This is a genomic window from Nocardioides massiliensis, from assembly GCF_030811215.1.
Lineage (GTDB): Bacteria > Actinomycetota > Actinomycetes > Propionibacteriales > Nocardioidaceae > Nocardioides_A > Nocardioides_A massiliensis.
Window position 1 is genome coordinate 2,014,863 of the sequence record NZ_JAUSQM010000001.1, and the last position, 20,403, is coordinate 2,035,265.

Sequence of the window (20,403 nt, forward strand, 5' to 3'; positions counted from 1 at the left end):
TCGGACGTGGGCGATCTGCGCCGCGGTGCTGTCGATGACTGCGGCAGGGTGCGCGGACACCGGGACCGAGGGGTCGACGCAGCCGAGCGCCACCGTTGACTCGGCCGCGACGTCGTCGCCTGCCGAGACCGCACCGACCGATCCGATCGGGCCAGCAAGCTCACCGACCGGTAGTCCCGAGCGACCCGAGGTGCCGGAAGAGGGCGTCGTCGTGGCCGACGTGGCTGCCGACGACGCGCAGGAGCAGGCGGTCGCGGACGTTGCCATCGCCTACTGGGAGGCGATCTTCGCGATGTACGCCGAGGCGAAGGTCGACCGCGCCGCCTTCGCCCGGGTCGCCCAGGGCCGGGCCTTCGACATGCCGGTCGGCTACGTCGGTGAGCTGCAGCGTGACGGACTGCGCCAGCGTGGCGGCGCGGTGATGACCGTGCTCGACGTGACCATGGGGCGGAGCTCGGCCGAGGTGCGCTCGTGCTTCGTCAACCAGGCACTGAACTTCACCACCGACGGAAGGCCGGCCGAGCAGCCGCTGCCGTTCTTCGTGGTCCGCAACGTGCTTGTCCCCCAAGGGGGCGGCTGGCGGGTCTCGCGCAGCATCACCGTCTCCGAGAACGAGGTGTGCGACCGGTGACGGCTGGGCCGGTCGCTAGCCTCGGGGTGTGATCGACCCACCGACCTTCCCCGCGGACGTGCTCCCCATCGAGAGGACCGCCCGCCTCGTGGAGGATCACCGTGAGGAGCTCGTCGCGTTCCGGCGTGACCTGCATGCCCACCCCGAGCTCGCCTGGCAGGAGAAGCGGACGGCCGAGCGGGTCGTCGAGCGGTTGCGTGGGGCGGGGCTGGCGCCGCACGAGCTGGCTGGCGGGGGGCTGTGGGTCGACATCGGCCCCACCGGTGGACCCGCGGTGGCGTTGCGCGCGGATCTCGACGCCCTGCCGATCGCGGACGAGACCGATGACCCCTGGCGCAGCACGGTGCCGGGCGTCGCGCATGCCTGCGGACACGACGTACACACGGCGGCGTTGGTGGGGGCCGGCCTGGTGCTGGCGGGACTCGAGCAGAGCGGGGGCCTCCCCGGGCGGGTGCGGCTGTTGTTCCAGCCTGCAGAGGAGGTCATGCCCGGTGGGGCACTCGCGCTGTTGGCGGCGGGGGCGCTGGACGGCGTGCAGCACGTGTTCTGCCTGCACTGCGACCCGGGGTTGGACGTCGGGCAGATCGGCGTCCGGCACGGTCCTCTCACGGGTGCCGCGGACGCGCTCGAGGTGCGACTGCGGGGGAGCGGTGGGCACACCTCGCGGCCACACCTGAGCCAGGACCTCACCTATGCGCTCGGCAAGGTCGTGACCGACCTGCCGGCCGTGCTGTCGCGGCGCATGGATCCCCGCGCGGGCGTCAGCGTGGTGTGGGGCCAGGTGCAGGCCGGCTCGGCGACCAACGTCATCCCGCGCGAGGGCCGTGCCCGCGGCACGGTCCGCATGCTCGACTCGGTGGCCTGGGGGGAGGTCGAGGAGCTGATCCGGACGGTGGTCGCGCAGATCGTGGCGCCGTACGAGGTGAGCGCCGACGTCGGCTACGTCCGGGGGGTGCCTCCGGTGGTCAACGACCCGGGTGCGACCGACGTGCTGGTGGAGGCCGCCCGGGAGGTCGTCGGGGCCGAGCACGTGGTCACGGTGCCGCAGAGCCTCGGTGGTGAGGACTTCGCCTGGTATCTCGAGCACGTCCCGGGTTCGATGGCGCGGTTGGGGACGCGTACGCCGGGCGGACCGACCTACGACCTGCACCAGGGCGACCTGCGGGTCGACGACCGTGCGGTGGCGGTCGGCGCACATCTGCTGGCGGCGACGGCGCTGCGTGCGCTGGCCGCAACGAGTAGGTAACACTTTCGCCCCCGGCCTCCGGTTCCACGCGTGCTCCCTGCCGCAGGGACCTAGTGTGTTCGCCGTCGCGCCCGGACCGAGGGCGTCGCTCGAGTCTGGAGGCACATCCGTGCGTCGAATCATGAAGTTCGGGGTGAGCATCGCTGCGGCGTCGCTCGTCCTCACCGCCTGTGGCGGCAGCGGGAGCAGTGACGACAACGACAATGCCGCCGACGGCAGCACCGACAACACCAGCTCTGCCGAGGACATCTGCGCCTCGGCCGACGGTGACGGCCCGAAGATCGGCGTCGCCTACGACGTCGGCGGCCGTGGTGACCAGTCGTTCAACGACTCGGCGTACGCCGGTGTCGTGCGCGCCGTCGAGGAGCTCGACGCGACCTGCCAGGAGGCCGAGGCCGGCGCCAACGAGGACGACGTCGTCCGCGCTGAGCGTCTGCGCACCCTCGCCGAGGCCGGTTTCAACCCCGTCATCGGCGTCGGCTTCCTCTACTCGCCGGCAGCGGCCGAGGTGGCTGCGGAGTTCCCCGACACCGAGTTCGCCGTGATCGACGGCTACAGCGAGTTCGTCGCGCCCGCCGACAACCTCGTCGACCTGACCTTCGCGGCCAACGAGGGCTCCTTCCTCGTCGGTGTCGCCGCTGCTCTCAAGAGCGAGTCGGACACGATCGGCTTCATCGGTGGCACTCCCGGCGACCTGATCAAGGAGTTCGAGGCCGGCTTCGTCGCCGGGGTCAAGGCTGCGAAGCCGGAGGCCGAGCTGCTCGTGCAGTACCTCACCCAGGACCCTGACGACAGCGACGCCTTCGAGGACCCGCCGGGTGCTCGCACCGCCGCCGAGGGCATGATCGACCGCGGCGCCGACGTGATCTACCACGCCGCCGGCAAGTCCGGTCTGGGCCTCTTCCAGGCCGTCGTCGAGGCCGGCGAGGGCGTGTGGGCGATCGGGGTCGACTCCGACCAGTACCTCACCGCCAGCGCCGACCAGCAGCCGCAGATCCTCACCTCGATGCTCAAGCGCATCGACACGGCGATCTACGACTTCACCGCGGCGATGATGGAGGGCGAGGAGCCCAGCGGCGGCCGGAAGTACGACCTCTCCGACGAGGGCGTCGGCTACTCGACCTCGGGTGGCTTCATCGACGACATCACCGGTGAGCTCGACGACTACGCGCAGCAGATCATCGACGGGGAGATCGAGGTCCCGACCGCGCCGTGACGCGCGGTTCGGCACGCTGAGGGAGCCCGGCGGCTGCGGACACGCGTGTCCGTGGCCGCCGGGCTTCCGCCCGGTACGGAGGAGGGACCAGCCGGTGTCGCAGCAACCGGAGCAGACCGCCAGCGCCGCGGGCGGCACGCCTGCCGTGCGTGTGCGCGGGGTGGCGAAGCGATTCCCGGGCGTCGTCGCCAACCACGACGTCACGTTCGACATCGAGGCCGGGAAGATCCACGCCATCGTCGGCGAGAACGGTGCCGGCAAGTCCACGCTGATGAAGATCCTGTACGGCGTGCAGAAGGCCGATGAGGGCACGTTGGAGATCTCCGGCGAGGAGGTCGTCCTCAGCTCCCCGGCTGACGCGATCGAGCGTGGCGTCGGCATGGTGTTCCAGCACTTTCAGCTTGCTGACAACCTGACGGTGTTGGAGAACGTCGTCCTCGGTGCCGAGAAGCTGCACGGCATCGGTCAGGCAGCGCGGGAGGAGATCCGGAGGATCTCGAAGGCCTTCGGCTTCGGGCTGGACCCCGATGCGCTCGTCGGCACCCTGGGGGTCGGCGCCCGGCAACGGGTGGAGATCCTCAAGGTGCTCTTCCGCGGTGCGCGCATCGTCATCCTCGACGAGCCCACCGCGGTGCTGGTCCCCCAAGAGGTCGACCGGCTGTTCGCCAACCTCCGTGAGCTCCAGCGCGATGGTCACACCATCGTGTTCATCTCCCACAAGCTCGACGAGGTCCGTGCGATCGCCGACACGATCACGGTGATGCGGCGCGGCACCACGGTCGCGACCGTGACGCCCGGCGAGGTCACCAGCCGTCAGCTCGCCGAGCTCATGGTCGGTTCGGAGCTCCCCAGCCCCGAGACGGCCGAGTCCACCGTCACCGACAGGGTCCTGCTGCGCCTGGAGGGCATCACGGTCGACGGGCCGGACGCGCGGCCGCTGTTGTCCGACCTCGACCTGACCGTCCACGCCGGGGAGGTCGTCGGCATCGCCGGCGTCGAGGGCAACGGCCAGACGGAGCTCGTCGAGGTCATCGTCGGGATGCTGCCTGCGGCGCAGGGTCGCGTCAGCCTCGATGGCCGCGACATCACCCGGCTCTCGGTCAAGGACCGCCGTGGCGCCGGCATCGGCGTGATCCCCGAGGACCGTCACCGCCACGGGGTGCTGCTGGACGCGCCGCTGTGGGAGAACCGCGTCCTCGGCCACCAGGGGCGCGAGCCGATGTCGAAGTGGGGCTGGATCAACCGTCGCGCTGCACGCCGCGACGCCGAGCGGATCGTCGAGGAGTTCGACGTACGCACGCCGGGGGTCGAGACGACCGCCCGTGCACTGTCCGGTGGGAACCAGCAGAAGTTCATCGTCGGCCGTGAGATGTCCGGCAACCCGGTGCTGCTGGTCGCGGCGCACCCCACACGAGGCGTCGACGTCGGCGCGCAGGCGGCGATCTGGGACCACATCCGCCACGCACGACGAGAGGGCCTGGCCGTGCTGTTGCTGTCCGCCGACCTCGATGAGCTGATCGGGCTGTCCGACACCATCAAGGTCATCCTGCGTGGCCGCTTCGTGGCCGACTACGACCCGCGTACGGTCACCGCCGAGCAGCTCGGCTCGGCCATGACCGGCGCCGAGGAGCACGCATGAGCCTCGCCCGTCGGATCGGCCTGGGGCTGGTCGCCCCGGTGTTGGCCTTCGCCATCGCTGCGATCGTCACGTCGCTGGTGCTCGCCCTCACGGGCTCGGAGCCCAGGGTCTTCTGGGAGGTGCTGCTCGACCGCCCGGCGAACCGGTCGATCGTCAACATCCTCAACTACGCCGCGATCCTGTACCTCTCCGGTGTCGCCGCAGCGATCTGTTTCCGGATGAACCTGTTCAACATCGGCGTGGAGGGCCAGTACCGCGTCGGTGCGTTCGTCGCAGCGGTCTTCGCCGGGTGGGCCGTCCTGCCGGGCTACCTCAACACCATCGTCGCGATCCTGCTGGGGATGCTCGCCGGTGCGCTCTGGGCGGGCATCGCTGCGATCCTGCGAGTGACGCGGGGCGTCAGCGAAGTCATCGCCACGATCATGCTCAACGCCATCGCCGGCATCCTCGTCGGCTACCTCATGCGCAAGGTCGGAGTCGCGACCGGGGTATCGCGAGCCACCGAGCCCGTGCCGGAGGAGAGCCGGGTCGGAGGGATCTCGTTGTTCGCCGACTCGACGCAGGCGCTCTATGGTCTGAGCCTGCTGGCGGTCGTCGTCGGCATCGGGTACGCCGTGATCCTCAACCGCACCGTCTTCGGCTTCAACCTGCGTGCCGCCGGTCGCTCCCAGTCGGCCGCGACGGCCTCGGGCGTGAATGCCAAGAAGATGATCGTCGTGACGATGCTCATCTCCGGTGCCGTCGCCGCGCTGATCGGCATGCCGTCGGTCTTCGGTCAGACCTACAACTACGGGTCGTCCTTCGAGGGCGGCATCGGGTTCACCGGCATCGCCGTCGCCCTGCTGGGGCGCAACCACCCGACGGGCATCGCCGCCGGCGCGCTGATCTTCGCCTATCTGCGGGAGCGCGCGACCCTGCTCAACATCATGGGCGGGATCTCGCCCGACATCGTCTCGGTCGCGCAGGGCACCATCGTGATCTCGGTGGTCATCGCCTATGCGGTGATGACCCGCTACCGCGCTCGGCTGGAGCAGCGCTCCGCAGCGACGGCTCGGATCGACGAGGAGGTGGCGGCATGACCGTCGTGACCGACCCCCGCAGCGCCGCGCCGCTGGAGGAGCCGGCGGAAGCGCGCAGCCGCACCCGCCGCTACCTCGTATGGTTCGCCGCCGCTTTCGCCCTCGTCGCTGCGGTCCGCGTGGTCACCGGCGCCGACGACATCAGCTCGGCCGGCGCGCTGCGCGCGGCGTTGATCGCCGCCATCCCGATCGCCCTGGCCGGTCTCGGGGGTTTGTGGTCGGAGCGGGCCGGCGTGGTCAACATCGGTCTCGAGGGCATGATGCTCATGGGCTGCCTCGGCGCGGGTGTGTTCACCTACCACTACGGCATCCTGGCGGGGATCCTCGGCGCGATCATGTTCGGCGCCGTCGGCGGTGCCCTGCACGCGTTGACCACGGTCGTCTTCGGCGTCGACCACATCGTCAGCGGGGTCGGCATCAACATCGCCGCCCTCGGGATCACCGGCTTCCTGGCCGAGGTCTTCTTTGCCGGGCTCCCCGGGGGCGGTCGCACTCAGTCGCCCAGCCTCTCGCGTCCGCCGGCGCTGACGATCGAGCCGATCGCGGATGCTGCCGCCGACATCGCGGGCAAGGGCTGGTTCCTGATCAGCGACATCGCCGCAGTCGTCGTGGTGCTGACCCGCAACCTGTCGGTGCTGACCATCCTGGCGCTGCTGCTCGTCGTGTTCACGGGCTGGTTGCTCTGGCGCTCCCCGTTCGGTCTGCGGCTGCGCTCCTGCGGTGAGAACCCGTCGGCGGCGGAGTCGCTGGGCGTCAACGTCTATCGGATGAAGTTCATCGCGGTCACGGTCTCGGGCTGCATGGCCGGCCTCGCGGGGGCCTTCCTCGTCCTGGTGTCCTCCTCGGGCTATCAGAACAACATGACCGGCGGCCTGGGCTACATCGGCCTGGCCGCGATGATCTTCGGCAACTGGCGTCCGGCCGGCTTGATGATCGGTGCGAGCCTGTTCGGTTATACCCGCGCGGTGGAGCTGCGCGGGGGCGCCGACAGCCTGCACGCGCTGCTGTTGCTGATCGCGATCGTGCTGGTGGTGATGGCGGTCTTCCAGCTGCGCGCTGCGCACACCCGCAAGGGCATCGTGTACGCCGTCATCGCCGCCGGGTTCCTTGCGTGGTTCCTCCTGACCGACAGCGTGGCGCCGGACTTCGGCAGTGCGGCGCCGTACGTCACCACGCTCGCGGTGCTCGCCTTCGCCAGCCAGAACCTGCGGATGCCCGCGGCCAACGGCCTGGTCTACCGACGCGGGTCGGTCGGATGACGCAGATACCGGCCGAGGACCCCTGGCCCCGCCTGCACGCCGAGGCCGTCGAGGCGGCCCGGCACGCCTACGCTCCCTACTCCGGCTACCACGTCGGCGCCGCGGCGCTGGTGGAGGACGGACGGGTGGTGTCGGGCTGCAATGTCGAGAACGCGGCGTACGGTGTCGCGCTGTGCGCCGAGTGCGGCCTGGTCTCGTCGCTGCACCGCGGTGGTGGCGGTCGCCTCACCCACTTCTTGTGCGTGGACGGCGAGAGCCGTCTGATCATGCCGTGCGGCCGGTGCCGGCAGTTGTTGTCCGAGAACGGCGGTCCCACCATGCTGCTCCTCACAGCGTCCGGCATCCGCCCCCTGACGGAGGTGCTTCCCGATGCGTTCGGTCCCCACGACCTCGATCGACCTGACCTCGCCTGAGGTCGCGGCCGATCCCTACCCGCACTTCGCGCGCGAGCGTGCAGCGCACGAGGTCGCCTGGCATGAGGAGACGCAGCGCTACCTGACGTTCTCGCACGCCGCCGTCTCCGCGGTGCAGCGCGACCGGCGGCTGGGTCGGCTGTGGACCGACAAGGAGCCGCGGGAGACGATGGAGCCGTTCAACCTGCTCCACCGCAACCAGATGATGGAGAACGAGCCGCCGGTGCACACCCGGCTGCGCCGTCCGGTCGCGCGGGCCTTCGCCCGCGGCCACGTCGAGCGTCTGCGCCCGCGCGTGCGCGAGTTGGCCGGTGAGCTGCTCGACGAGACCGCCGGCAGCGGGTTCGACGTGATCGGCGACTTCGCCGAGCCGTTGCCCGTCCTGGTGATCGCCGAGCTGCTCGGCGTACCCAAGGTGCACGCGCCCGACCTGCGCGACTGGTCGCAGGCGATCGTGCGGATGTATGAGGTCGAGCGCGACCAGGCGACCGTCGACGCCGCGGTGCGGGCCTCGACCGACTTCGCGACCCTCGTCCGCGAGCTGGTGGCCGAGCGGCGCAAGGACCCCCAGGACGACCTGGTGAGCGACCTGGTGGCGACGAGCTCGACCGACGGGGACTCGCTCACCGAGGACGAGATCGTCGCCTCGGTCGTGCTGCTGCTGAACGCCGGCCACGAAGCGTCGGTCAACGTCTTCGGCAACGGCTTCGTCGCGATGCTGCAGCGCGGTCTGAGGCCCGGGCCCGACCCGGCACTCACCGTCGAGGAGATGCTGCGCTTCGACTCGGCCCTGCAGCTGTTCGAACGCACCGCGACCGAGGACGTGGAGATCGGCGGCGTCGTCGTCGAGGAGGGACAGAAGATCTGCGCCCTGCTCGGGGCAGCGAACCGTGACCCCGCAGTCTTCGCGGATCCGGACACGTTCCTCGTCGACCGCGACCCCAACCCGCACCTCGCGTTCGGTGTCGGGGTGCACTTCTGTCTGGGGGCGCCACTCGCCCGGATGGAGCTCGCGGAGTCGCTGGGCACGCTCTTCACCCGCTATCCCGTTCTCCGGCTCGACGGCGACCCGGTGTCGCGGGGCACGTTCGTGCTGCGTGGCTACGAGTCGGTGCCGGTCGTGGGAGCCTGAGGTGGCCGCCCCGCACGACGCCGTCGAGGTGATCGCCCGCAAGCGGGACGGAGGCGTGCTCAGCGACTCGATGATCGACTGGGTCGTGGCCGCCTACACCCGCGGCGAGGTCGCCGACGAGCAGATGGCGGCGCTGGCGATGGCGATCCTGCTGCGGGGCATGTCGCGCGCGGAGATCTCCCGGTGGACCGCCGCGATGATCGCCTCGGGCGAGCGCATGGACTTCTCCTCGCTCTCGCGGCCCACCGCCGACAAGCACTCCACCGGAGGCGTCGGCGACAAGATCACCCTGCCGCTCGCGCCGCTGGTCGCCGCGTGCGGGGTCGCCGTACCCCAGCTCTCGGGTCGCGGGCTGGGCCACACCGGCGGCACGCTCGACAAGCTCGAGGCGATCCCAGGGTGGCGCGCCGACCTGACGAACGACGAGATGCTGCGCCAGCTCGAGCACGTCGGGGCGGTGATCTGCGCCGCGGGCACCGGCCTGGCGCCGGCCGACAAGAAGCTCTACGCCCTGCGCGACGTCACCGGCACCGTGGAGGCGATCCCGTTGATCGCCAGCTCGATCATGAGCAAGAAGATCGCCGAGGGCACCGGGGCCTTGGTGCTCGACGTGAAGGTCGGCTCCGGCGCGTTCATGAAGGACCTCGCCAGCGCTCGCGAGCTCGCCGAGACGATGGTCGCGCTCGGCACCGACGCGGGCGTGCGGACCGTCGCCCTGCTGACGGACATGGCGACCCCGCTGGGGCGTACGGCCGGCAACGCGCTCGAGGTCCGCGAGTCGGTGGAGGTGCTGGCCGGCGGTGGGCCGCAGGACGTCGTCGAGCTGACCATCGCCCTGGCGCGCGAGATGCTGACGGCAGCGGGCCGCGGCGACGTCGACCCGGCGGACAAGCTCGCCGACGGCTCCGCCATGGACGTCTGGCGGACGATGATCGCCGCGCAGGGTGGGGACCCGGACGCACCGCTGCCGACGGCCACCGAGACGCACGTCGTACGCGCGCCGGCCGGCGGAGTCGTCACCCGGGTCGACGCGATGGCCGTCGGCCTGGCCGCCTGGCGCCTCGGCGCCGGCCGCGCCACGCAGGGCGAGCCGGTGCAGGCCGGAGCCGGCGTCGAGCTGCATGCCCGGCCGGGGGAGACGGTCGCCGAGGGCGCACCCCTGCTGACGCTGCACACCGACGAGCCGGAGCGCTTCGCGCGGGCACTCGCTGCCCTCGACGGTGGGATCGACGTCGACCCCGCCGGGGCGTACGCCGCCAGCGGGGTCGTGATCGAGCGGATCGCCGCGGACTGATCAGGCCGGGCTCACGGCACGACCATCAGCGGGCACACCAGGTGGTGCAGCAGGTGCCGCGTGCTGGAGCCGAGCGCGAAGCCACCCGTACGCATCGGCTTGGTGCGCCGCGCGACCACGAGGAGCTGCGCGGTGCGGGCGGCGTCGTCGAGGGCGTCCTCGGCCGACCCCACCGCGGCACGCAGGACGATCTCCACCTGCGGGTGGGTGTCGCGCCACGGGAGCAGGAACTCCTCCAGCAGCGCGACGCGCTCGGTCTCGTGGTCCTGCACGTCCTCGTTGGTCCAGACGATCTCGCGCGGCGCCTCCCAGCTCGACAGCACGATCAGCGGCACTCGGCGGCGGTCGGCCTGGTCGACAGCGGCGTCGAGCGCGGCCGCGGCCTTGTCGAGGCGGGGGTGGTCGGGCATCGCGCCGTCACCGACCCGGAGGTCGTCGACGCGCAGGTCGAGACCGACCACCACGGGCGCGGTGGACTGGCCCGCGACGCTCCAGCCGTTGGGGACCACGACGGTCGGGCACGGAGCGCGGCCGGCGACGGCGATGGAGGTGCTGCCGGTGACCAGCCGGCGTACGGCGCCGACGCCGCGCTGGCCGACGACGACCAGGTAGGCATCCTTCGCCGACTCCAGGAGGACCTGGACAGGCCCGCCGACCATCACGTCGGCCTCGACGTGCGGCAGGCCGGTGGCGTAGCGCGAGGCGGTGGTCGCCAGGAAGCGGCGGGCGTCGCCGACGTCGGGCTCCGTGGGGACCTCGTCATCGACGTAGGCCACGGGCGTGGCGACCATCAGCGGCTCACAGGCGCTGACCAGTCGGATCGGGCGACCGGTCGACTCCGCCTCCGCCACGGCCCACAGCACCGCCGCGGAGCTGGGGTGGGAGGCGTCGATGCCGGCCGAGACGGTGCGACCGTCGGTGTGGGTGACCGGGGTGGACCGGGTGGCGGTCAGGGAACGCATGGTGTGCCTCCAAGGGTGCGGGTGGGTCGGGCTCCAGCATCGCCGCGACCACGGTGGCGACAGCAGGGTCCGGCGTACTCGCGCCTCGGGACCTTCGTCCTTCTGCGATGTCGGTACGCCACTAGGGTGTGGCGGGAGGAGGACCGATGGCTGCATCGCAGGACCCACGAGAGACGCCGCTGGCAGGCCTGCTCGAGGAGGTGCTGACGCGCGTCGACGAGGTCGTGGACGCCCAGCGCCGCCAGGCCCTGCTGGTCGATGCGGTGGTGACTCTCGCAGCCGACCTGTCGATCGAGAGCGTGCTGCAGCGGATCGTGCGGACGGCGTGCGAGATCGTGGGGTGTCGGTACGCCGCCCTCGGCATGCTCGGGGAGGGGAGTGACCGCCGCCTCGCCGCGTTCCTGCACCACGGCCTCGGCGAGCAGGAGAGCCGCGAGCTCGGCGAGCTGCCGGGTGGGCGTGGGCTGCTGGGCCACATCATCGACTTCCCGGAGCCGGTCCGAATCTCCGACATCGGCGGCCACCCGGCGTCGTACGGCTTCCCGCCCGGACACCCGCCGATGCGGTCGTTCCTCGGCCTGCCCGTGCGGATCCGCGGGACGGTCGTCGGCAACCTCTACCTGACCGACAAGCTCGGGGCGGACGCCTTCACCGAGGAGGACGAGGTCGTCGCCGACGCGCTCGCCTCGGCCGCCGGCGTGGTGATCGAGAACGCGCGCCTGTATGCCGAGTCCGCGCGCCGCGAGGGCTGGCTGCGTGCGGGGTCCGAGGCGTCCGGGACGGTCTTCCGCGAAGGGCTGACACCGGGTGCGCTGCGGGTCGTGGAGGAGCATGCGCGCGAGGCGGCGGGTGCCGAGACGGCATTCGTGATGCTGGATCCCGAGGCGTGCGGCGAGCAGGTGATGGAGCCCGGGCGGATGGTGCTGCCACTGCGCGTGGGGGACGAGCAGCTGGGCGCGTTGGAGATCCTGGGTGCGAGCGAGCCCGACCACGGCATCGGCGCGGCCGGGGAGCTCGCCCGGGCGCAGGGGTTCGCCGACCAGGTCGCGATGGCGGCGGCGTTGGAGCGGTCCCGGAGCGACCGCGCGCAGCTGGCGGTCTATGAGGACCGCGACCGGATCGCGCGCGACCTGCACGACCTGGTCATCCAGCGGTTGTTCGCCGTCGGGCTCGGACTCGACAGCGTCGCCCACCTCGCGGTGAACCCCGAGGTCGCCGAGCGACTGGCATCGTCGGTCGACGACCTCGACACCACGATCAAGGACATCCGGCGCGCGATCTTCGCCCTGGGCGACCGCGGTGGGGACGATCTGCGCCACGCGTTGCACCAGATCATCGAGCGGGCGACCGGCTCGCTCGGGTTCGCCCCTCGGCTCGCCTTGGAGGGACCTGTCAATGCCGTGGTCACCTCCACGATCCGCGGTCACCTGCTGGCTGTGCTGCAGGAGGGGTTGTCGAACGCTGCGCGTCATGCCGCCGCGACGGAGGTGACGGTGACGCTGGTGGGCGATCCGCAGCAGGTGAGCCTGACGGTCGTAGACAACGGGCGTGGGTTGCCGGCCGACCGCGACGAGAGCGGGCTGCGCAACCTCCGGGCGCGCGCCGATCGGCTCGGCGGGACCTTCGCCCTCGAGGACCGGCCCGGGGGTGGGACGATGCTGACCTGGCAGGTGCCGGTGGAGCCGCAGGACGACCGACCGACCGGTGAGGACGTGTGATGACGGAGAAGACCACCCCGATCCGGGTGTTCCTGCTCGACGACCATGAGGTCGTGCGCGAGGGGTTGCGCCGGCTCCTGGAGCGCGACGGCGACATCGAGGTCGTCGGTGAGTCCGGCCTGGCGCAGGAGGCCGCGCGCCGGATCCCGGCGCTGCGCCCGGACGTGGCCGTCCTCGACGCGCGGCTCCCGGACGGGTCGGGGATCGAGGTGTGCCGCGAGGTGCGTGCAAAGGTCCCGGAGGTCAAGGCGCTGATCCTCACGTCGTACGAGGACGACGACGCGCTGTTCGCGGCGATCATGGCTGGTGCCGCCGGCTACGTCCTCAAGCAGGTGCGCGGCAGCGACCTGCTCGACACGGTCCGGCGCGTGGCCGCCGGGCAGTCCACGCTCGACCCGCAGGTGACCGCCCGGGTCCTGGACCGCATCCGCAACCCACCCGCGGAGGACCCGGCTCTGGCGGGGTTGACCGAGCAGGAGCGCACGCTGCTGCGGTTGATCGGCGAGGGGCTGACCAACCGCCAGATCGGCGAGCAGATGTTCCTCGCCGAGAAGACCGTGAAGAACTACGTCTCGATCCTGCTCGGCAAGCTCGGCATGGAGCGCCGTACCCAGGCGGCGGTCTTCGCCGTCAAGCACCTCGGCGAGAACGACGACGCTCGGGACTGAAGTCCCATCGGGTCCCCACCTCCGACCCTGCTGGTGGGGGTGGTGCGCGGGTGAGAGTGGGGGTGTCCCGAAAAGCGCACCACACACTCAAAGGAGAGTGTCATGAGCAGCACCGCCGTCCCCCGCCCCGGCCGCCACCTCGACATGCCGGACCCGAACTTCGTCCACCCCGAGGTCGTCGCCCCCGAGACCCGCTCCGCGAAGGCTGCTCGCTACATCGGTGCCGGCCTGCGGATCAGCCTCGGCTGGGTCTTCCTGTGGGCCTTCCTCGACAAGCTCTTCGGCCTCGGCTTCGCCACCGAGCGCGCCTCGTCGTGGCTCAACGGCGGTAGCCCCACCGAGGGCTTCCTCAGCTTCGGCACGCAGGGTCCGCTCGCCGGCACCTTCCAGTCCCTGGCCGGCTACGCCATCGTCGACTGGACCTTCATGATCGGTCTGCTCGGCATCGGTGCCGCGCTGATCCTCGGCATCGGCGTCCGGGTCGCCGCGGTGAGCGGCGCGCTGATGATGGTCCTCATGTGGGCCGCCGCCCTCTGGCCGGCCAACAACCCCTTCATGGACGACCACCTGATCTACGCCGGTCTGCTGGCGATGCTCGCTCTGAGCTACTCCGGCCGCCCCCTCGGCCTCGGTGCTCGCTGGGAGTCCACCACGCTGGTCAAGAAGAACCGGTGGCTCGTCTGAGCGACCAGCACCCTCCGCACCGCCTCACCACCACAGGCCACGGCTGAATCCCCAGCCGTGGCCTTCGTGTGCTCAGGCGTCCGGCAGCAGCAGGACGACCGTCTCCGCGACGCAGGCCGGCTTGGGGGCGTCCTCGATCTCGATCGTGTGGCGCAGCACCACCTGGGTGCCGCTGGGCACGTCGGAGATGTCCGCGAGCACGACCCGCAGTCGGATGCGGCTGCCGACCAGCAGGGGCTGGGGGAAGCGGACCTTGTTGACGCCGTAGTTGAGCTTCGCTCCCGGCGTCTCGATCGCGAAGACCGACTCCCCGAGCCAGGGGACGAGCGAGAGCGTGAGGTAGCCGTGGGCGATGGTGCCGCCGAACGGTCCCGACGCGGCCCGGTCGACGTCGACGTGGATCCACTGGTGATCGCCGGTCGCCTCGGCGAACTGGTCGACGCGTTGCTGGTCGATCTGGACCCAGTCGCCCACGCCCAGCTCGTCACCGGCGGCCTGGCGGAGGTCCTCGATGCTGGTGAAGGTGCGCATGGGTCCGAGTGTGTCAGGCGGACGTCTGCCAGGATGCCTGGATGGCAATCCTGATCGAAGCGCCGACGCGCATCCCTGTCCCGGGTGGGAAGACGATCGACGAGTACGTCGGTCGGGTAAACACCCAGACCTCGAAGCTCTCGGTCGCCCACATGGTCGCCCCGCCCGGATGGACCGAGCCGGCGCAGGTCCCGGCGTTCGACGAGATCACCGTCGTCCTGCGGGGCATGGTGCGCGTCGAGGTGTTCGGGGCGGCCGGCGCACCGGAGACGATCGAGGTGCGGACCGGACAGGCGGTCCTGACCAAGGCCGGTGAGCGGGTGCGCTACAGCACCGACATCGCCGAGACCGAGTACTTCGCCGTCTGTCTGCCGGCGTTCTCGCCGGAGACCGTGCACCGCGACGAGGGCAACTGATGGCCCGCCGGTCCACATTGACCGAGGACGTCGTACGCGGGCTGCCGAAGGTGCTGCTGCACGACCACCTCGACGGTGGGCTGCGCCCCGAGACGGTCGCGGAGCTGGCCCCCGATGCGGGCCACACCTTGCCGGTCGATGACCCGGCCGATCTCGGCCGGTGGTTCGCCGAGGCTGCCGACTCAGGCTCGCTCGAGCGCTATCTCGAGACCTTCCAGCACACCGTCGCGGTCATGCAAAGCGCCGAGAACCTCACCCGGGTCGCGCGCGAGTGCGTCGAGGACCTGGCGGCTGACGGGGTCGTGTATGCCGAGGTGCGCTACGCCCCCGAGCAACACGTCGACGGCGGACTGACGCTCGACGAGGTCGTGGACGCGGTCCGGCTGGGTTTCCTCGAGGGTGAGGCGGTCGCGCGGGAGGCCGGGCGCACGATCGTCGTACGCCAGCTGCTCACCGCGATGCGCCACCAGGCGCGCTCGCGCGAGATCGCCGAGCTGGCGGTGGCCTGGCGCGACCGCGGGGTCGTCGGGTTCGACATCGCGGGCGCCGAGGCGGGCTATCCACCCACCCGCCACCTGGACGCCTTCGAATACCTCCAGCGCGAGAACGCGCACTTCACCATCCATGCCGGTGAGGCGTTTGGTCTCCCGTCGATCTGGGAGGCGCTGCAGTGGTGCGGCGCCGACCGGCTCGGGCACGGGGTGCGGATCGTCGACGACATCGAGGACGGTGAGGAGGGGGTGGGGCTCGGCCGGCTCGCGGCGTACGTCCGTGACAAGCGCATTCCGCTCGAGCTCTGCCCCACGTCCAACGTGCAGACCGGCGCGGTGACCTCGATCGCCGAGCATCCGATCGGGATGCTGGCGAAGCTGCGCTTCCGCGTCACCGTCAACACCGACAACCGGCTGATGAGCGGCACCTCGATGACCAAGGAGATGCTCGCGCTGGTCGAGGCGTTCGACTGGGGGCCGGCGGACCTGCGGTGGGTGACGGTCAACGCGATGAAGTCGGCATTCCTGCCCTTCGACGAGCGGTTGGTGATCATCGAGGACGTCATCAAGCCGGCGTACGCCGAGCTCGACGCGTGAGTTGCCCTGTGTCAACCTCCGCGCCGTCAGGCGGCGATTTGGTGGTGTTCGTTGAGGACGCGTTGGAAGGCTCGGTGCTGGCTAGGGTCGTAGGTGGCCCGGTCTTGCCAGCAGCGCCAGATGATGTCGACCCAGGCGCGGGCGAGGATCCGGACGGCGTGGGGGTGGTCGTGGTTGCGTGCCCTGGCGCGGTTGTAGAGGTCGGCGGCCCACGGGTTGGCGTGTCGGGAGTCAGCGGCGAAGTCACACAGGGCGTCGCGGAGTTCTTTGTCGCATCCCCACCGGAAGGTGACGGCTTTGACCTTGCCGGACTGCCGCGTCGAGGGCGCGACGCCGGCCAGACAGGCCAGGGAGTCGGCGGTGGGGAACCTGCCGCGGGCGTCCCCGATCTCGGCGAGCAGTCGCGCGGCGCGCACGGTCCCGGAGCGAGGCAGCGAGGTCACGACGTGCGCGTCGGGGTGGACGTCGAGTTGCTCAGCGATCGAGTCCGCGAGCGTGGCGATCTGGGTGTTCAAGCTCCGCAGGACCGCGACGAACGCGAGCGTGGTTGCGGCATGGGGGCCGGTTTCAGCACCGGTGGTGCCGCGGGGCGCAGCGAGCAGCCGTTGGTGCAACACGGCAGGGTCGGTGCGCCCGGAGTAGGCGAGCTTCTTCAGCCATGCTGCGAGCCGGTCGGCGGTGAGCCAGTCGGCTTTGGTCTGGGTGGGGAACCGTTCCAGGAAGGACAGGCTGATCGCGGAGTCCAGGTGGGCGAACAGGTCCACGATGCCGGGGAACACGACCTGCAGGTGCGCGCGGAGCTGGTTGGCTGCCGCGACGCGGTGCGCGACCAGGTCCCGACGAGCACGCACGCTGGAGCGCAGCGCTTGGGTGGCCGGGGTCGATCTGGTCAGCGGGGTCAGGCGACGGCGGTCGGTGCGGACCACATCTGCCAGGACGTAGGCGTCGAACCGGTCGTCCTTGTTGCCGGCCGAGCCGTAGCGCGAGCGGAGGTTCTTGACCTGGTTGGGGCTGATCACCAGCACGGTCAGCTCGGTGGCAAGCAAGGCATCGATGACGGGCCCGTCGCCGCGTTCGATGCCGATCTCGACGACCTCAGCTGCCAACAGACGTCGTACGAGTCGTTTGAGGCCGGCAGCGGTGTGCTCGACGGTGAACCGGTCAAGCACCTCGCCGTCGGGGTCCAGGATGCACACGACGTGGTCGTCCTTGGCCCAGTCCAGACCGGCGCACACTCGTGGTCGGGTCGCTTCAGGGGTCACACTCATGGTCAGTTCCTCGCTGTTGGAGCAGTGAGAGAACACCCGGTGGTCCCGGGACCCTGCAGCCGGTCGCTCACTGATCGGCGCTCATCGGCGCATAGCCCTGTAGCCGGTCGGCGGGTCCTGGGCCACCGGACCTCGCAGAACTCACGCTGGACCTCGAAGGTCGAGCGACCGTGGCGATGGTCCGGTGGGGACCAGGGGTGTACCGGCAACCCATCTGAAGCCACCGACCTGAGGAAGGTAATCCAGTGAGCACCTCCGCCCTGCGCCAGCGGCTGCGGGCCGCGCATCTCGACGTCCGGGTCGTGGCACGGACGCGGCCCGTCCGGAACTGACGGTCTCGGACGAGGCGGAGCGCGCCGAACTCGAGCGGTTGGCGAGTGCGATCGAGGCGTGCTGCACCTAGGGACTGGCTGGGGGCATGCCGATGCGCCCGCGCGCGTCATGCTGGTCGCGCGGGCGTCGGGGCGAGGGAGCTAGGTCGGGGGGTCGGTGCCGCCGGGTCCGGCGTACTCAATCAGGAAGTCGTGGAGGTAGAGCTCGGCGGCCGAGGTCTTCGTCCATCGCGCGGCGTCGAGATCCCGAGCACCTGAGTGGTCGAGGTCATGGCTTTCCCGGACAGGCCGCGCCCACCGGTCCCACCACTCATAGGTGCCGTCCGACCTGCGTTGGTAGGTCCAGCCCATATGGGTCTTGAGCCGATGATGAGAGCGGCAGAGCAGCGCGAGGTTCGCCAGCGACGTTTGGCCGGGTGACCCGCCGTCTTCCATCGGGACGTAGGGCTCGATGTGGTCCGCGTCGCAGGCTCTGGCGGTGGTGGTGCACCCGGGGAACACGCAGGTGTCATCGCGCAGGATCATCGCCTCGCGCATCCACTGCGGTGGGTCGTGCTGGTCGACTGCTTGGTCGGTGTTGGTGTCGATCACCGGCCGGACGTTGATGCGTCCCGATCCGACGCCGCCGGGGCGGGTGAGCCACTCAGACATCCGGGCGAGCGTGATGGGGCCGAGCTTCTCGATGCTCGCGCCGTAGTCGACCCCGGCGCTGGTCATGGTCGCGAGATCACTCAGGGAGCAGTGGACGTAGACGTTCGCGACCCGGCTCGGTGTGCCTGGCGTCTTGGTCTTCGTTGTGCCGTCCGAGCCGGTGTCGGGCAGGGTGCCGTTGAGGAAGTCCATCGCCAGCTGGGGGTCGAGTAGCGTCCCGACGGCTTTGGCGCGGCGGGCCTGGTGGTCGTCGGTGTCTCCGGCGGCTTTCAGCCCTGCGGCGATGGTGTCGAGGGTCTGGTCCAACAGCTCGGCATCCGGTGCGTCGAGGTTCATGTGCACCCCACGCAACAGGCCTTGGCAGGTGTCGGGGTCCAGCCACACGCCGCGGCCGTCCTGGCGGCGCTGCTCGCGCTTGGCGAACAGCTCGGTGTCGAAACGCTTGATCGCCTCATCGACGAGCTGCGGGGCGGCGTTGTTGGGCTTGCGCTTCTGCAGGCGGTGCGTCAGCTGCGCATCCACCCACGACGCTGCTTGCAGCGACAGCTGCCTGGTCTCCTTGGCCACGGCGCGGACCCGCCACGCCTCGGTCTTGCCCTCGACCATCTGCTGCCACAGGCGCGGGAGGCGGTGGGCGATCTCGATCGCGTCCCCCAACAGCTGCCGTGCGGACTGCAACGGCATGCGCAGCTGGCCGGACAGCTCGCTGGCGGCGTACTCACTCACGATCGGTGCGCCCTCACCGGCCAGGGCGACCATCCGTTCGGGGTCGTGGCGGAACGCCTTCGTGGCCTCAGCCAGCGTGCCGGCTTCGTAGAGGCCGGCGAGGTGCGCGGCGAGGAGGAGCTCGTCGGTCTGCTCGCGCTGGACCCGGGCGCGGGAAGCGCGCATGGCTTCCCACACTTCGGCCTTGCCGAAGTTCTCCAGGTCGCCTCGATCGAGCATGGTCTTAGTGAAACAGGCGGCACCGACAGTCACCCTGGCCTCGATACACCGGTCTCGGCTAGCGCCTCGCCCGGCACTCGACCACCGGGTTGGTCGAGTGCCGCGAACGGAGTGAGTGGTGTATCGAGACCACCAAGACTGGCGTCGTTGAGGGAGAAAGTCCGTGGTGTCAGGTCTCGATACACCGGGCTCGGCTAGCGCCTCGCTCGGCACTCGACCACCATTCCCGGGGAGTCCGGCTAGCGCCTCGCTCGGCACTCGACCACTTCGACCTTCCGTTGGGATCGGTTCGTCCCGGCCACACCTGGGTACCGCCGTGACAGTCGACGAGGAGGACCGATGACCAGCGTGATCGTGCAGACGACCATCGACGTGCAGGACGTCGAGCGGATGGCGGCGTTCTGGTCGCAGGCGCTCGGCTACGCGATCGTGCGCAATGAGGGCGGGTCCTGCCACCTGGTCCCGCCGCAGGATGCGCCGATCGAGACGCCGACGATCTGGCTGCAACCCTCCGCCGGTCCGAAGACCACGAAGAACCGCACCCACCTCGACCTCCGACCGGCCAACGGTGACGTAGACGCCGAGGCCGAGCGGTTGCTTTCCCTGGGGGCGAGTCACGTCGATGTCGGGCAGAGCGCCGAGGACCCGTTCGTGGTCCTGGCCGATCCCGAGGGCAACGAGTTCTGCATCCTGCGCCGCGAGCAGAGCGAGGTCCGCGCCCGCGGCTGAGGGTCTCGACGACGCTCGACCGGCGACGACGAGCTAACTGCGCGGCACGACGAGTGCCCACGGCGTGCGCCACCCCCACCGCAGCCGGCCCTCGACGAACATCTCGGCGGTGGCGCGGCGGGTCTGGCCGTGGCTGGGCTCGTAGACGCTGACGGCGTCCGCGGCTGCGCGGTGCGCGAGGACGACATGCCGTGGGGACCAGCGGTTGCCGACGTAGACCGCCACCAACGCACCCTCGCGGACAGTCCCGTGCAGCAGCTGCCACGCAGCGAGCCGACGACGCGGCCAGACCCAGCGCACGGCGTACCTCTCCCCGGTGACGCGCCGCAGCTCTCGCGCGACCGCCCACGGTGTCGCGCCGAGCGAGCGGGGCCACCAGCGTCGCAGTCGTGGATGCAGGTCCACCACCTCGGCGCGGAAGGCGGCGTACGGATCCGGTGCGTTGACCACCCGATCGCCGTACGCCGGGTCGGCCAGCGCACGTGCGACGACCATGGCGGAG

Annotated in this window: 20 protein-coding genes; 15 read left to right on the forward strand and 5 right to left on the reverse strand. The window is 70.7% G+C overall.

The features are described from left to right. The first annotated feature begins 34 nt into the window (after positions 1–34). From J2S59_RS09990 to J2S59_RS10030, 9 genes are all read left to right on the forward strand, one after another. Entirely contained in the window at positions 35–631 is a 597-nt protein-coding gene (locus J2S59_RS09990; protein ID WP_306825066.1) for a hypothetical protein, read from the forward strand. 28 nt (positions 632–659) lie between these two features. Beyond that, entirely contained in the window at positions 660–1,877 is a 1,218-nt protein-coding gene (locus J2S59_RS09995; protein WP_246360508.1) for an amidohydrolase, read from the forward strand. Between the two features lie 121 nt (positions 1,878–1,998). Further along, positions 1,999–3,093 (forward strand): BMP family lipoprotein, encoded by a 1,095-nt coding sequence (locus J2S59_RS10000; RefSeq protein ID WP_181642399.1) that lies wholly within the window; start codon positions 1,999–2,001, stop codon positions 3,091–3,093. A 94-nt stretch (positions 3,094–3,187) separates the two neighbouring features. Then, positions 3,188–4,732 carry an ABC transporter ATP-binding protein gene (locus J2S59_RS10005; RefSeq protein ID WP_220138552.1) on the forward strand — a complete coding sequence of 515 codons (1,545 nt, stop codon included), beginning with the start codon at positions 3,188–3,190 and terminating at the stop codon, positions 4,730–4,732. Further along, positions 4,729–5,811 (forward strand): ABC transporter permease, encoded by a 1,083-nt coding sequence (locus tag J2S59_RS10010; RefSeq protein ID WP_068123065.1) that lies wholly within the window; start codon positions 4,729–4,731, stop codon positions 5,809–5,811. Before J2S59_RS10005 ends, J2S59_RS10010 begins: the two co-directional genes overlap by 4 nt. Next, positions 5,808–7,070, forward strand: coding sequence for an ABC transporter permease (locus tag J2S59_RS10015; protein ID WP_306825067.1), 1,263 nt, complete (start codon positions 5,808–5,810; stop codon positions 7,068–7,070). The genes J2S59_RS10010 and J2S59_RS10015 overlap by 4 nt, the downstream gene beginning before the upstream one ends. Beyond that, the gene (locus tag J2S59_RS10020; protein ID WP_068125177.1) at positions 7,067–7,483 is read left to right on the forward strand and encodes a cytidine deaminase; all 417 of its coding nucleotides are present in this window, start codon (positions 7,067–7,069) and stop codon (positions 7,481–7,483) included. The genes J2S59_RS10015 and J2S59_RS10020 overlap by 4 nt, the downstream gene beginning before the upstream one ends. Next, the gene (locus J2S59_RS10025) at positions 7,440–8,615 is read left to right on the forward strand and encodes a cytochrome P450 (RefSeq protein WP_068125172.1); all 1,176 of its coding nucleotides are present in this window, start codon (positions 7,440–7,442) and stop codon (positions 8,613–8,615) included. Before J2S59_RS10020 ends, J2S59_RS10025 begins: the two co-directional genes overlap by 44 nt. Before the next feature lies 1 nt (position 8,616). After that, positions 8,617–9,909: a thymidine phosphorylase gene (locus tag J2S59_RS10030; RefSeq protein WP_068125175.1), complete on the forward strand. Its 1,293-nt coding sequence runs from the start codon at positions 8,617–8,619 to the stop codon at positions 9,907–9,909. A gap of 11 nt (positions 9,910–9,920) precedes the next feature. On the opposite strand, the gene J2S59_RS10035 is transcribed toward J2S59_RS10030, so the two are convergent. After that, a complete protein-coding gene (locus J2S59_RS10035; protein ID WP_306825068.1) occupies positions 9,921–10,871 on the reverse strand; it encodes a universal stress protein in 951 nt (316 codons plus the stop codon). Positions 10,872–11,017: 146 nt separating this feature from the next. Between J2S59_RS10035 and J2S59_RS10040 the strand changes: the two genes are divergently transcribed. The 3 genes from J2S59_RS10040 (at position 11,018) to J2S59_RS10050 (ending at position 13,941) form a co-directional block, all read left to right on the forward strand. Next, complete coding sequence (locus J2S59_RS10040; RefSeq protein ID WP_306825069.1) at positions 11,018–12,589, forward strand: GAF domain-containing sensor histidine kinase; 1,572 nt, start codon at positions 11,018–11,020, stop codon at positions 12,587–12,589. After that, on the forward strand, positions 12,589–13,257 hold the full coding sequence (locus J2S59_RS10045) for a response regulator (protein ID WP_068121461.1): 669 nt from the start codon (positions 12,589–12,591) through the stop codon (positions 13,255–13,257). The genes J2S59_RS10040 and J2S59_RS10045 overlap by 1 nt, the downstream gene beginning before the upstream one ends. Before the next feature lie 102 nt (positions 13,258–13,359). Further along, complete coding sequence (locus J2S59_RS10050) at positions 13,360–13,941, forward strand: DoxX family protein (RefSeq protein ID WP_068121458.1); 582 nt, start codon at positions 13,360–13,362, stop codon at positions 13,939–13,941. Between the two features lie 72 nt (positions 13,942–14,013). Here the strand turns inward: J2S59_RS10050 and J2S59_RS10055 are convergent, their stop codons facing one another. Continuing rightward, positions 14,014–14,472, reverse strand: coding sequence for a MaoC family dehydratase (locus J2S59_RS10055; protein ID WP_068121456.1), 459 nt, complete (start codon positions 14,470–14,472; stop codon positions 14,014–14,016). Between the two features lie 41 nt (positions 14,473–14,513). Here J2S59_RS10055 and J2S59_RS10060 point away from each other — a divergent pair, with 41 nt between their 5' ends. Together J2S59_RS10060 and J2S59_RS10065 are read left to right on the forward strand one after the other, a co-directional pair. After that, entirely contained in the window at positions 14,514–14,888 is a 375-nt protein-coding gene (locus tag J2S59_RS10060; protein WP_068121453.1) for a cupin domain-containing protein, read from the forward strand. Next, positions 14,888–15,976: an adenosine deaminase gene (locus tag J2S59_RS10065; RefSeq protein ID WP_068121451.1), complete on the forward strand. Its 1,089-nt coding sequence runs from the start codon at positions 14,888–14,890 to the stop codon at positions 15,974–15,976. The genes J2S59_RS10060 and J2S59_RS10065 overlap by 1 nt, the downstream gene beginning before the upstream one ends. A gap of 26 nt (positions 15,977–16,002) precedes the next feature. Here J2S59_RS10065 and J2S59_RS10070 read toward each other — a convergent pair whose 3' ends face one another. Then, positions 16,003–17,244 (reverse strand): IS110 family RNA-guided transposase, encoded by a 1,242-nt coding sequence (locus J2S59_RS10070; RefSeq protein WP_068124533.1) that lies wholly within the window; start codon positions 17,242–17,244, stop codon positions 16,003–16,005. Positions 17,245–17,717: 473 nt separating this feature from the next. After that, complete coding sequence (locus J2S59_RS10075; RefSeq protein ID WP_306825070.1) at positions 17,718–19,172, reverse strand: HNH endonuclease signature motif containing protein; 1,455 nt, start codon at positions 19,170–19,172, stop codon at positions 17,718–17,720. Positions 19,173–19,511: 339 nt separating this feature from the next. Here J2S59_RS10075 and J2S59_RS10080 point away from each other — a divergent pair, with 339 nt between their 5' ends. Beyond that, entirely contained in the window at positions 19,512–19,901 is a 390-nt protein-coding gene (locus J2S59_RS10080) for a VOC family protein (protein ID WP_068123230.1), read from the forward strand. A 33-nt stretch (positions 19,902–19,934) separates the two neighbouring features. Here the strand turns inward: J2S59_RS10080 and J2S59_RS10085 are convergent, their stop codons facing one another. Beyond that, a complete protein-coding gene (locus tag J2S59_RS10085) occupies positions 19,935–20,396 on the reverse strand; it encodes a hypothetical protein (protein ID WP_306825071.1) in 462 nt (153 codons plus the stop codon). Between the last annotated feature and the right edge of the window lie 7 nt (positions 20,397–20,403).